Below are 13,144 nucleotides of genomic sequence, written 5' to 3'. Positions count from 1 at the left end.
CTTCCCTTAGTCCTGGCGAGCCGCGGGCGGTGCGGGCGGCCCGGCGAGCACGGCCGGTTCCAGATCCTCCGGGGACGCCGGCACGTACGGCCGGATCTCCGGGGGGATGATGGAGCCGTCGGGCTCGATCCGGGGCAGCTTCGCCTCGGGGCCCAGCAGCAGGGCCTTCTTGAGGTCCTGCTTCCCGTCCATGGTCAGACCGTAGATGGCGTTGTAGAGGTTGCGGACGGCGGGGCCGGAGGCGCCGGAGCCGGTGCCGCCCTGGGAGATCGTCATGACGATCGTGAAGTCCTTGGTGTAGGTCGCCAGCCATGACGTGGTCTGCTTGCCGTAGACCTGGGCGGTGCCGGTCTTGGCGTGCATCGGGATCTTGTCCATCGGCCAGCCGCCGAACCGCCAGGCGGCGGTGCCGCCGGGCTCGACGACCGAGCGCAGGCCCCCGTCGAGGTCGCGGATGGTCTTGGCGTCGATCGGCAGCCTGCCGTGCGACTGGGGCTTGATCATCTCGATGTGCTTGCCGTCGGGGCTGATCACGGCCTTGCCGACGGTGGGGTTGTAGAGGGTGCCCCCGTTGCTGATGGCGGAGTACGCGGTGGCCATCTGGATGGGGGTGACGAGGACGTCGCCTTGGCCGATGGCGAAGTTGATGCTGTCGTAGGCCTTCAACTGGTTGCCTTCGAGGCAGCTCTCGTAGGCGATCTGCTCGACGTAGGTGCCGCCCCGCTTGCCCTGCTTGCACCAGGCGTTCTTGTTGGCCTTCCAGAAGTTCTGCTTCCACTTCCGGTCGGGGATCCGGCCGGTGACCTCGTTCGGCAGGTCGATCCCGGTTTCGGAGCCGAGTCCGAACTCCCGGGCGGTCCGGTAGAACCAGTCGTGGGCGTCCCTCTTGGGGCTGAGGCCGCCGTCGCGCTGCCACTCCTTGTGGCCCAGGGCGTAGAAGACGGTGTTGCAGGAGAACTTGAGGGCGTCCCCGAGGGTGATGGGACCGTGCCCCTTGGACTCGAAGTTCGCGAAGCTCCGGCCGCCGAGGCTGTAGGAGCTGCTGCAGTTGTACTTGTCGTCGAACTTGTAGCCGGCCCGGACGGCCGCGCTCGCGGAGACCACCTTGAAGATGGAGCCCGCGGGGGCCATGCCCTGGATGCCCCGGTTGAGCAGCGGGTAGTTGGAGCCCTTGCTGGTGAGCTTGGCGTAGTCCTTGCCGGAGATGCCGCCGACCCAGGTGTTGGGGTCGTAGTCGGGCTGGGAGGCCATCGCGACGATGCGGCCGGTCTTGGCCTCCATGACGACGACGGCTCCGGAGTCGGCTTCGTACTTGCGGCCGGTGATGTTGTCGGTCTCGTTGCGGACGACCTTCATCGCGTCCTGGAGCTCGTACTCGGCGACGGCTTGGACCCGGGCGTCGATGCTGGTGACGAGGGTGGATCCGGCCACGCCCGGGTCGGACTTGGTCTGGCCCATGACCCGGCCGAGGTTGTCGACCTCGTACGAGGTGACCTCCGCCTTGCCGCGCAGCTGCCGGTCGTAGGTGCGTTCGATGCCGGAGCGCCCGACCTGGTCGGAACGCAGGTGCGGCGAGTCCGAGTCCTTGGCCTTTTGGATCTCCTCGTCGGTGACCGGCGAGAGGTAGCCGAGCACCTGTGCGGTACGGGCCCCGCCGGGGGCCGGGTAGCGGCGGACGGCGGTGGGTTCGGCGGTGATGCCGGGGAAGTCCTCCGGGCGTTCGCGCAGCTGCAACGCCTGCTGCGTGGTGGCTTCGAGGGTGACCGGGATCGGCTGGTAGGGGGAGCCGTTCCAGCAGGGCGCGGGGGTCTGGGAGTCGCAGAGCCGGACCTTGTCCATGACCTCCTTGGGGGTCATGTCCAGGACGTCGGCGAGGCGGGTCATGACGCCCTTGCCCTTGTCCTTCATCTTCATCAGCGCGGTGCGGCTGGCGGAGACGACGAGGCGGGTCTCGTTGTCGGCGAGCGGGACCCCGCGGGCGTCGAGGATCGAGCCGCGCACGGCGGGCTGGACGACCCGCTGGACGTGGTTGCTCTTCGCCTCGTGGTAGTACTCGTCGCCGTTGCGGATCTGGAGGTACCAGAGCCGCCCGCCGAGGGTGAGCAGCATCGAGAGCACCAGCACCTGGATCATGACGAGCCTGATCTGCACCCGGGAGGTTCGGCCGGTCTCCGGAACGTTGGTCACGACTGCTCCTCCCTCACAGCTTTTTGACGCTCTTCACACCCTTGACCGCCTTGACCCCCTTTATACGGACGGCTTTGTTGGCCCGCGAGCGGGCGGTCTTCAGGCGCAGGCCGCCGCGCTGGCTGCCGATGCGCAGGCCCGTTCCGCCGGCCAGCCAGCCGGCGGAGACGTCGGCGGCCTTGTTGGCGGGGCCGCCGCCGGCCTCGACGGCCATCGGGTCGTTCTCGGCGCGCCGGGCGAGGGCCATGATGAACGGCACGGTGAACGGCGCGAGCAGCAGGTCGTAGAGGGTCGCGGTGAACAGCAGACCGGTCAGACCGACGTGGCGGGCGGCGGTGTCGCCGACGAGGGCGCCCACGCCCGCGTAGAGCAGGGTGGAGCCGATCGCGGCGGCGACGACGGTGAGCATCGGGCCCCAGGCGGAACGGAACCGGCCGCCGTCGGGGCGGGTCAGCCCGGCGACGTAGCCGATGACGCACAGCACCAGCGCGTACCGCCCGGCGGCGTGGTCGGCGGGCGGGGCCAGGTCGGCGAGGAGACCGGCGGCGAAGCCGATGAGCGCCCCGCTGACGTGCCCGTACACGAGTGCGAGCGAGACGACCGTGAGGAGCAGCAGGTCGGGCACGGCGCCCGGCAGTTGGAGTCGACCCAGGACGGTGACCTGGATGACGAGCGCGACCACGATGAGGGTGGCCGAGAGCAGGATCCGGTTGAAACGCATGCGTGGTCTGCTCCTAGTCGTCGGCCGGCTTGGCGGGGGCGCCGGCGGACCCGGACGGGGTGACCGTGACGGTGACCGTCGGGGTGGGCTTGGGGGCCTCGGGCTTGGGCGGCAGGACCGCGTCGCGGGGGTCCTCGCGCGGCGGCATCACCACGACGCCGACGATGTCCAGGCGCGAGAAGCCGACGAACGGACGCACCCAGACGGTGCGGGTCAGGTCGCCGCGCGAGGGGTCGACCTTGACCACCTCGCCGATCGGCACGCCGGGCACGAAGGGCTTGTTGCCGCGCGAGCCGAAGGTGACGAGCCGGTCGCCGGGGTTGACCTTGGCCTTGCCGTTGAGCATCTGGACGGACAGGGCGCGGTCGCCCTGGCCGGTGGCGAAGCCCAGTTCACCGGTCTTCTCCAGCCGGGTGCCGACGGTGAAGTCGGGGTCGTTGGCGAGGACGACGGTGGCGGTGTCGGGACCGACGGTGCTGACCCGTCCGACGAGTCCGTCCCCGTTGAGGACGGTCATGTCGCGTTCGATGCCGTCCTTGCTGCCGGCGTCGATGGTGACGGTCCACGAGAAGCCCTGGGCCGCTCCTATGGCGATGACCTCGGCGCCCTTGATGCCGTACTGCCCGGCACCGGCCCGCTTGAGCATCTCGTCGAGCTCGTGGATGCGGCTGCGGGTCTGGTCCTCGCTGCCCAGCTTGGCCTTCAGCGCCGCGTTCTCGCGCTCCAGCGTGGCGATGCGGTTGTGGCGCTCGCCGGAGTCCCGTACCGCCCCTATGGCGTTGGCGACCGGGTCGACCGCGGTCGCCACACCTTCCTCGACCGGGCCGAAGACCGCTGCGGCGGCCTGCCGGGCACCGTCGACCGGCGACTCCTCGCCTGCCCTGATGTCCACCGTGATCAATGCGAACGCGATGGCGATCAGGAGCACCAGGAGCAGCCGGCTTTCTCGTGTGTCCCTCACGTGCGGCGGCCGTGCCTTCCTCGTCGGATTTCTCTTTTGCCTGTATATCAACGATCCGCCGCACGGGCCCGGTAGCACCCGTACGGCGGATCCTTGTGTGTTCCGCATGGCCCCTCCGGCAAGGAGGGGCATCTGTCAGCGACGGGGCTGGGCGTCCAGGACCTGCTGGAGGGCCTCGAACTCCTCGACGCACTTGCCGGAGCCGAGCGCGACCGAGTCGAGCGGGTCCTCCGCGATGTGGATCGGCATGCCGGTCTCCCGGCGCAGCCGCTCGTCGAGGCCGCGCAGCAGCGCGCCGCCGCCGGTCAGGACGATGCCACGGTCCATGATGTCGCCGGAGAGTTCCGGCGGGCACTTGTCGAGCGTGGTCTTGACCGCGTCGACGATGGAGTTGACCGGCTCTTCGATGGCCTTGCGCACCTCGGCGGCCGAGATGACGACCGTCTTGGGCAGGCCGGAGACGAGGTCACGACCGCGGATCTCGGTGTGCTCGTCCTTGTCGAGGTCGTACGCCGACCCGATGGTGATCTTGATCTGCTCGGCGGTGCGCTCACCGAGGAGGAGCGAGTACTCCTTCTTGATGTGCTGGATGATCGCGTTGTCGAGCTCGTCGCCGGCCACCCGGATGGACTGTGCCGTGACGATTCCGCCGAGGGAGATGACGGCGACCTCCGTGGTGCCGCCGCCGATGTCCACGACCATGTTGCCGGTGGCCTCGTGGACGGGCAGGCCCGAGCCGATGGCGGCGGCCATGGGCTCTTCGATGATGTGCACCTGGCGGGCGCCGGCCTGCGTGGACGCCTCGATGACGGCGCGTCGCTCCACTCCCGTGATGCCGGAGGGAACGCAGACCACCACGCGCGGGCGGGCCAGGTAGCGGCGCTTGTGGATCTTAAGGATGAAGTACCGGAGCATGCGCTCGGTGATCTCGAAGTCGGCGATGACGCCGTCCTTGAGGGGCCGTACGGCGACGATGTTGCCGGGCGTGCGCCCGATCATCTTCTTCGCCTCCGAGCCGACCGCCAGGATGCCACCGGTGTTCGTGTTGATGGCGACCACGGACGGCTCGTTCAGGACGATCCCCCGGCCCCTCACGTACACCAGCGTGTTGGCGGTCCCGAGGTCGATCGCCATGTCACGGCCGATGAACGACATTTTGTTCCCCTTGTTCCCCATGAGGAGCGTCTGGCCTTCCAGTTGATAGCGGCTGCTGTCAGGTCGGCGAGGTGGGTGTGTGGGTGGAGGCCCCATCGTAGTGCCGCAAGTACGAAGACCGCGCGACGGGACTCCGGCAATCCCGCCGGAATGGATAGCCGCCCCCTCAGTGGTGACGACGTGTCCTGCCCAGGCGTTCCCGCTGCGCCCCGGAAATACCGTGGGGCGACCGAAATTACTTCGGTCGCCCCAGGTCATGAGCGCTATTCGGCTGATGTTCCGTCAGGAAAGAGTGCTCAGAGCGCCGGGAAGAACAGCTTCAGCTCACGCTCGGCGGACTCCTCCGAGTCCGAGGCGTGGATCAGGTTCTCACGCGTGATCGTGCCGAAATCACCCCGGATGGAGCCCGGCGCCGCCGCGATCGGGTCAGTGGGTCCGGCCAACTGGCGGACACCCTCGATCACCCGCTCGCCTTCGACCACCAGGGCGACGATCGGGCCGCTCGCCATGAAGCCCATGAGGGGCTCGTAGAACGGCCGGCCCACGTGCTCGGCGTAGTGCTGCTCCAGGATGCTCCGATCGAGCGTGCGCAGCTCCAGGGCCGGGATGCTCCAGCCCGCCTTGCGCTCGATACGGCCGATGATCTCGCCCACCAGGCCACGCCTGACCGCGTCCGGCTTGAGCAGGACGAGCGTGCGCTGGGTCATGTTGTAACTCCTTGCGGCAAACGGGTGCGGTTACCCGAGGCTACAGGGATGGGGCAGGGCGGGCGCACGGACCCCGAACCCCACACCCGCGAGGAGTGGGACGCGCATCGCGGCGCACACGAGGGCGAGCCCGGGCCGGCCCCGCCAAGGCGGGGAAGCGTGCGCCGCCCAGGACCGCTCGAGCACGCGGGCGGACGCCCGCACCACGCCCGGACCACGCCCGTACCAGATCAGGCCTGGGCTTCGCCCTGCGCGGCCGCCCAGCGCGCCTTGATCGTGTCGATCTTGCGGCCGTAGTGCACGGAGCACCACCACAGCCCGGCGAACACCGCGCCGAGGAAGAACATCGTCGGCACGACGAACCCGCTCACGATCAGGCCGATCTGCAGGGCCCAACCCAGCTGGACCGCCCCGGGACGCGACAGCATCCCGCACAGCAGCACCGACAGCAGCATGGCGATCCCGCACACCGTCCAGACCGTGGCCTGGGTCAGATCGGGGTCCTTCATCGCCACCAGCCCCGCGAAACCGATCACGAAGAACTCGCCGATCAGCGTGCTCGCACACAGCGTGCGCATCCCTCAGCCCCTCTTCAGCAGCAGGCGGGCCTCGCCCACCGTGATCACGGAACCGGTCACCAGGACCCCGGCCCCTCCGTATTCGGCCTCTTCCTCCGCCAGGGTGATCGCCGCCTCCAGGGCGTCGTCCAGCCGTGGCTCCACCTGCACCCGATCGGGGCCGAAGACCTCGACCGCGACGGCCGCCAGCTCGTCCGCGCCCATCGAGCGGTGACTGGAGTTCTCCGTCACCACCACCTCCGCGAAGATCGGCTCGAAGGCCTCCAGCACCCCGCGGACGTCCTTGCCCTCGCTCGCGGCGACGACCCCGATCAGCCGGCTGAAGCCGAAGGACTCGGTGACCGCCTCCGCGGTGGCCGCCGCGCCCGCCGGGTTGTGCGCCGCGTCCAGGACCACCGTCGGGCTGCGCCGCACGACCTCCATGCGGCCCGGCGAGGACACCGAAGCGAAGGCCTTGCGCACGGTGTCCACGTCCAGGACCCGGGCGTGCTCCTGGCCGATCCCGAAGAAGGCCTCGACGGCGGCCAGCGCCACCGCCGCGTTGTGCGCCATGTGCGCGCCGTACAGCGGCAGGAAGATGCCGTCGTACTCGCCGCCCACACCGCGCAGCGTCAGCTGCTGGCCGCCGACCGCGACCTCGCGCGAGACGACGCCGAACTCCATGCCCTCGCGGGCCACCGTGGCGTCCACCTCGACGGCCTTCTTCAGCAGCACCTGCGCCGCGTCCACCGGCTGCTGGGCCAGGATCACGGTCGCGTCCTGCTTGACGATGCCGCCCTTCTCCACGGCGATCTCACCGGGCGTGGAGCCGAGCCGGTCGGTGTGGTCCAGGCTGATCGGGGTGACCACCGCGACGGACGCGTCGATGACGTTGGTCGCGTCCCAGCTGCCGCCCATGCCGACCTCGACCACGGCCACGTCCACCGGGGTGTCCGCGAAGGCCGCGTAGGCCATTCCGGTGAGCACCTCGAAGAAGGACAGCCGGTACTCCTCGGCGGCGTCGACCATCTCCACGTACGGCTTGATGTCGTGGTACGTCTCGACGAACCGCTCGGCGGTGATCGGCGCCCCGTCGAGGCTGATCCGCTCGGTGATCGACTGCACGTGCGGGCTGGTGTAGCGCCCGGTGCGCAGCTCGAAGGCGTTCAGCAGGGCCTCGATCATGCGGGCCGTGCTCGTCTTGCCGTTGGTACCGGTGACGTGGATGGACGGGTACGCGCGCTGCGGCTCGCCCAGCACGTCCATCAGTGCCGCGATCCGCGACACCGAGGGCTCCAGCTTGGTCTCGCCCCAACGGGTGGCGAGCTCCTGCTCCACCTCCAGCAGCGCCTTGGCGACCTCGGGGTCGACGGGCGGGGCGGGTACCGGGTCGCCCTGGGGCGGTCCGGCCTGGGCGCGCAGGGTGCGGCTACCGGCCTCGATCACCGCCAGGTCGGGGTCGCGGTCGGACTCTTCCGCCACGATCTGGTCGAACTCGTCGAAGGACGCGGCGAGGTCGTCGTTGTGGTCGCGGTCGTGGCTCTCGGGCTGCTGGTCACTCACAGGGCCAGTCTACGGACGGGGACCCGGGGGACTTTCGGCCCGGCCTTTTCGGGACCTCCGGCGCCGGGAGCGACCGGACCGTTATGCAAGCCTTGCGGCAGGAGATAGGGGAATAAATGCCGCAGGCCAGCAGCAATAAGACGACATCCAGCCGCGACATAGGGATGGACCTGGGCACCGCCAACACCCTCGTCTACGCACGGGGGCACGGGATCGTCCTCAATGAGCCGTCCGTGGTCGCCGTGCGGGCCGGCACCACCACCGCCCTGGCCGTCGGTACGGACGCCAAGGAGACCATCGGCCGCACCCCCGGCTCCATCACCGCGATCCGCCCGCTCAGGGGCGGCGTGATCTGCGACTACGAGGCCGCGGAGGAGATGATCCGGCACTTCGTCCGCAAGGCCGTCCCGGGCCGGCGGCCCCGCACCCGGATGGTGATCTGCGTGCCCTCCGGCGTCACCCCGGTCGAGCGGCGGGCCATCGTCCAGGCGTCCACCCGGGCGGGAGCCAGGGTCGTGCACCTGATCGAGGAGCCGATGGCCGCGGCGATCGGCGCCGGGCTGCCCGTGGCCGAACCCCGCGGTTCGATGGTCGTGGACATCGGCGGCGGCACCTCCGAGGTCGCCGTCATCTCCCTGGGCGGCATCGTCACGTCCCGGTCGCTGCGCGTCGGCGGGGACCGGCTCGACGCTGCGGTCATGGACCACGTGCGCAAGGAACACGCTCTGCTCATCGGGGAGCGCACCGCCGAGGACGTCAAGCTCGCCATCGGATCGGCCTGGCCGGTCCCGGACCGGCCGGAGCTGGAGACGCGCACCTTCACCGTGCGCGGCCGCGAGAAGGTCGGCGGCATGCCCAAGACCCTCCGGCTGACCGTCCAGGACGTCCGGGCCGCACTCGACGAACCGATCGAGGCGATCATCGCCGCCGTCCGCGCCACCCTGGAGGAGTGCCCGCCGGAGCTGTCCGGCGACGTGATGGAACACGGCATCGTGCTGACCGGCGGCGGCGCCCTGCTGCCCGGCCTGGACCTGCGGATGGCTTCCGCCACGGGCATCCCGGTCTTCGTCGCGGACGACCCGCTGGACTGCGTGGCGCTGGGCTCCGGCCGCTGCGTGGAGGACCTGGACACCCTGGGCGTCCTGCTGGCCCCGGCGAAGGCCTAGGGGGCCGTAAGGGACGGCCCGGGCCGTCCCTCCCGGACCTCGTCGGCCGAACCCGCGGCGTCCGGTGGCGTGCAGGCCACGTGACGTCCCGGGCGGGCCGGGCCCGGCGCGACCCGGAGGGGACGGCCTAGCCGCGCGGGAGGGTGGCGACGACCTCGTACGAGTTCCGCGTGCGCGTCGTCGTCAGGGTCCCGCCCAGGCTGCGCACGCGCTCGGACATGCTCGCCGTGCCCGAGCCCGCCGAGACGGGTGCCCGGCCCGGGGTCCGGTCCGGCAGGGCGTTGCTGACCGCTATCCGCAGCCGCGGGCCGTCCGCCGTGATCGACACGTCGATGGTCTCCCCGTGCGCGTGCTTGGCGGCATTGGTCAGGCACTCCTGCACCACCCGGTAGACCGCCGCCTGCCGCAGCGGGGAGAGCCCGTGCACGTCCTGGTCCATCGCCAGCCGGACGGGCGAACCGGCCCGCCCGCTCTCCTCGGCGAGCGCCGGCAGCCCGTCCACGCCCGGTGTCGAGGCCCGTTCCCCGCGCTGCACGATGATCTCGTTGAGCACCAGATGGGCCCGCCGGGCGGTGTCGGCCAACTCCTCGAAGTCCGGCCCGTACGCCGTCTCGCGCGCCCGCATCGACAGCACCTCGGAGCGGACCGTGAGCAGGGTCAGCTCGCGCCCGACGAAGTCGTGGACGTCGCGGGCCACGGAGGTGCGCTCCTGCTGGACGGCGTGGAGCACGGCCGACTCGGCCCGTCGGGCGGTCAGCTCCCCCACCAGGTCGTGCCGGTAGGCGGCGATGCCCACCGCGGAGGCGAGCACCCCGATGGGCACGACCACGCTGAGGAACCCGCTGAGGGTCTGCCCCGCGGGCTCGGGCCAGCCCGGCAGGACGAACATGACCAGCGCGAAGGCGACGTAGCCGAGCGTGGCGAGGATCCCGGCCCGGCGCCCGCGGTAGCGGCCGACCGAGTAGAGGGCGAACTGGACCAGGGTGAGCTCGTGCAGCCACCCGATGAACAGCAGAGCGGCCAGGTACGAGATCCAGGGCTGCCGGCGGCGCACCAGCAGGGTGGCGCAGCCCAGGGCGAGCACGACGGCGGCGGTCGACCCGGTCAGCGAGTTGTCGGCGGCGGCCAGACCCGGAAGGTCGAGGGCCATCAGGCCGAGGCAGCCGAGCGCGGTGAGCACGTCCACGGCCCGCGGCGACCCGGCCCAGCTCTCGGTGTGCCGGCGGCCGGAAGCCACCAGCCGGTCGAAGGCCGGGACGACGGGCTTGACGCGCATGCCCTCCATCATCCGTGGTCAGCGCTGCGGTTCGGATCACCGGGAACCGAAAAAGTAGTGATGTAGGGCACTTCGGACAGTCTCCGCCGTGACGCCCGCTCCCGCACGGGGAAGGGATGCGGCGAAGGCCCCCGCGTCGACCGACGGCGCGGGGGCCTTCTCCTGTGCGTGCGTACCGGGTGCTAGGCGGCCGGGAGACCGTCCAGCTGCGCCTGGAGCCGGGCGATGTCCGCCTCGGCCTTGGCGAGCCGGCCCTTGATCTTGTCCACGACGTTGTCCGGGGCCTTGGCGATGAACGCCTCGTTCCCGAGCTTCGCCTCGGCCTGCTGCTTCTCCTTCTCCGCGGCGCCCAGGTCCTTCGTCAGGCGCTTGCGCTCGGCCGCCACGTCGATGGTCCCCGACAGGTCGAGCGCGACGGTGCCGCCGGCGACCGGGAGGGTCGCGGTGGCGCTGAAGGAGTCACCCTCCGGCTGGAGGCGCAGCAGCTGCCGGATGGCCGCCTCGTGCGCGCCCAGCCCGGTGGCGCCCAGCTCCAGACGGGCCGGAACCTTCTGGCCGTCCTGCAGCCCCTGCTCCTTGCGGAAGCGGCGGACCTCGGTGATCACCGACTGGACGGAAGCGATCTCCGCCTCGGCCGCCGCGTCGCGGAAGCCACTGTCCTTGGGCCAGTCGGCGATGACGAGGGACTCGCCACCGGTCAGCGTGGTCCACAGCGTCTCGGTGACGAAGGGGACGACCGGGTGGAGCAGTCGCAGCATGACGTCGATGACCTCGCCGAGGACGCGGCCGGAGACCTTGGCCTGCTCGCCGCCCGCGAAGAAGGTCGTCTTCGACAGCTCGACGTACCAGTCGAAGACCTCGTCCCACGCGAAGTGGTAGAGCGCCTCGCTGAGCTTCGAGAACTGGTAGTCCTCGTAGTACGCGTCGACCTGCGCGACCGTCTCGTTCAGCCGGGACAGGATCCAGCGGTCGGTGGCCGACAGCTGCTCGACGGGCGGCAGCTCGCCCTCGATCGTGGCGCCGTTCATCATCGCGAAACGGGTGGCGTTCCAGATCTTGTTCGCGAACTTGCTGGAGGCCTGGACCCAGTCCTCGCCGATCGGGACGTCGACACCCGGGTTGGCGCCGCGGGCCAGGGTGAAGCGGACGGCGTCGGAGCCGTACTTGTCCATCCAGTCCAGCGGGTTGACCACGTTGCCGAAGGACTTCGACATCTTCTTGCCGCGCTCGTCACGGACCATGCCGTGCAGGGCGATGGTGTGGAACGGCGGGGTGCCGTCCATCGCGTAGAGGCCGAACATCATCATCCGGGCGACCCAGAAGAAGAGGATGTCGTAGCCGGTGACCAGGACGGCGTTCGGGTAGAACTTCGCCAGGCTGTCGGTCTGCTGCGGCCAGCCGAGCGTGGAGAACGGCCACAGGCCCGAGGAGAACCAGGTGTCCAGGACGTCGGTGTCCTGGGTCCAGCCCTCGCCGGTGGGCGGCTGCTCGTCCGGTCCGACGCAGACGACCTCGCCGTTCGGGCCGTACCAGACCGGGATGCGGTGACCCCACCACAGCTGGCGCGAGATGCACCAGTCGTGGAGGTTGTCGACCCAGTCGAAGTACCGCTTCTCCATCTCCTGCGGGTGGATCTTGACCTCGCCGTTGCGGACCGCGTCACCGGCGGCCTTGGCGAGCGGGCCGACCTTGACCCACCACTGCATCGACAGACGCGGCTCGATGGTGGTCTTGCAGCGCGAGCAGTGACCGACGGAGTGCGTGTACGGGCGCTTCTCGGCGACGATGCGGCCCTCGGCGCGCAGCGCGCCGACGATGGCGGAGCGGGCCTCCAGCCGGTCCAGGCCCTGGAAGGGGCCGTGGGCGGTGATGATCGCGTGCTCGTCCATAACGGCGAGGTTCGGCAGGTTGTGGCGCTGGCCGATCTCGAAGTCGTTCGGGTCGTGCGCCGGGGTCACCTTGACGGCGCCGGTGCCGAACTCCGGGTCGACGTGCTCGTCCGCGACGACCGGGATGCGCCGGCCGGTGAGCGGCAGCTCGATCTCGGTACCGACGAGGTGCTTGTAGCGCTCGTCCTCGGGGTGGACGGCGACGGCCGTGTCACCCAGCATCGTCTCGGCGCGGGTGGTCGCGACGACGATGGACGCGTCGCCCTCGCCGTAGCGGATCGAGACGAGCTCGCCCTCGTCGTCCTGGTACTCGACCTCGATGTCGGAGATCGCGGTCAGGCAGCGGGGGCACCAGTTGATGATGCGCTCGGCGCGGTAGATCAGCTCGTCGTCGTAGAGCTTCTTGAAGATGGTCTGGACGGCCTCGGAGAGGCCCTCGTCCATGGTGAAGCGCTCGCGGGACCAGTCGACGCCGTCGCCGAGGCGGCGCATCTGGCCGGAGATCTGACCGCCGGACTCGCCCTTCCAATGCCAGACGCGCTCGACGAAGGCCTCGCGGCCGAGGTCGTGGCGGGACTTGCCTTCCTTGGCGAGCTCGCGCTCGACGACGTTCTGGGTGGCGATGCCGGCGTGGTCCATGCCGGGCTGCCACAGCGTCTCGTAGCCCTGCATGCGCTTGCGGCGGGTGAGGGCGTCGATCAGCGTGTGCTCGAAGGCGTGGCCCAGGTGCAGGCTGCCGGTGACGTTGGGCGGCGGGATGACGATCGCGTACGGAGGCTTCTCGCTCTTGGCGTCCGCCTCGAAGTAACCGCGCTCTACCCAGCGCTCGTAGAGCTTCCCTTCTACCTCGGCCGGCGCGTACGTGGTCGGCAGTTCGGAGGTGGGGCTGCTGGGTGTCTGCGTGTTCTCGGTCACGGGGCACAGTTTAGAGCGGTAACAGTCCAGTCATGAAACCGGTATTC

Annotated in this window: 10 protein-coding genes; 1 reads left to right on the top strand and 9 read right to left on the bottom strand. The window is 70.2% G+C overall.

What is annotated here, in order from left to right; genetic code table 11:
- Positions 1–6: 6 nt before the first annotated feature.
- The 7 genes from mrdA to OG594_RS07675 form a co-directional block, all read right to left on the bottom strand.
- Complete coding sequence (mrdA, locus tag OG594_RS07705) at positions 7–2,187, bottom strand: penicillin-binding protein 2 (RefSeq protein ID WP_266596515.1); 2,181 nt, start codon at positions 2,185–2,187, stop codon at positions 7–9.
- Positions 2,188–2,200: 13 nt separating this feature from the next.
- On the bottom strand, positions 2,201–2,908 hold the full coding sequence (gene mreD, locus OG594_RS07700; RefSeq protein WP_266596513.1) for a rod shape-determining protein MreD: 708 nt from the start codon (positions 2,906–2,908) through the stop codon (positions 2,201–2,203).
- Between the two features lie 13 nt (positions 2,909–2,921).
- Positions 2,922–3,869 (bottom strand): rod shape-determining protein MreC, encoded by a 948-nt coding sequence (gene mreC, locus OG594_RS07695; protein WP_266596511.1) that lies wholly within the window; start codon positions 3,867–3,869, stop codon positions 2,922–2,924.
- Between the two features lie 135 nt (positions 3,870–4,004).
- On the bottom strand, positions 4,005–5,024 hold the full coding sequence (locus OG594_RS07690; RefSeq protein WP_030008578.1) for a rod shape-determining protein: 1,020 nt from the start codon (positions 5,022–5,024) through the stop codon (positions 4,005–4,007).
- Positions 5,025–5,320: 296 nt separating this feature from the next.
- Positions 5,321–5,731, bottom strand: a complete 411-nt coding sequence (ndk, locus tag OG594_RS07685; RefSeq protein ID WP_266596508.1) for a nucleoside-diphosphate kinase — start codon at positions 5,729–5,731, stop codon at positions 5,321–5,323.
- Between the two features lie 230 nt (positions 5,732–5,961).
- Positions 5,962–6,309, bottom strand: a complete 348-nt coding sequence (locus OG594_RS07680) for a DUF4233 domain-containing protein (RefSeq protein ID WP_266596506.1) — start codon at positions 6,307–6,309, stop codon at positions 5,962–5,964.
- 3 nt (positions 6,310–6,312) lie between these two features.
- Positions 6,313–7,770 carry a folylpolyglutamate synthase/dihydrofolate synthase family protein gene (locus OG594_RS07675; protein WP_266602707.1) on the bottom strand — a complete coding sequence of 486 codons (1,458 nt, stop codon included), beginning with the start codon at positions 7,768–7,770 and terminating at the stop codon, positions 6,313–6,315.
- Positions 7,771–7,967: 197 nt separating this feature from the next.
- On the opposite strand from OG594_RS07675, the gene OG594_RS07670 reads away from it, so the two are divergent.
- Positions 7,968–9,017 (top strand): rod shape-determining protein, encoded by a 1,050-nt coding sequence (locus tag OG594_RS07670; RefSeq protein ID WP_266596503.1) that lies wholly within the window; start codon positions 7,968–7,970, stop codon positions 9,015–9,017.
- A 127-nt stretch (positions 9,018–9,144) separates the two neighbouring features.
- Here the strand turns inward: OG594_RS07670 and OG594_RS07665 are convergent, their stop codons facing one another.
- Both OG594_RS07665 and OG594_RS07660 read right to left on the bottom strand, forming a co-directional pair.
- Complete coding sequence (locus OG594_RS07665) at positions 9,145–10,293, bottom strand: sensor histidine kinase (protein WP_266596501.1); 1,149 nt, start codon at positions 10,291–10,293, stop codon at positions 9,145–9,147.
- A 182-nt stretch (positions 10,294–10,475) separates the two neighbouring features.
- Positions 10,476–13,097: a valine--tRNA ligase gene (locus tag OG594_RS07660; protein WP_266596499.1), complete on the bottom strand. Its 2,622-nt coding sequence runs from the start codon at positions 13,095–13,097 to the stop codon at positions 10,476–10,478.
- Positions 13,098–13,144 lie beyond the last annotated feature (47 nt).

It is taken from the genome of Streptomyces sp. NBC_01214 (assembly GCF_026340975.1).
Lineage (GTDB): Bacteria > Actinomycetota > Actinomycetes > Streptomycetales > Streptomycetaceae > Streptomyces.
Note: the sequence above shows the minus strand (reverse complement) of the source record. Positions and strands in the feature narration are given on the sequence as shown.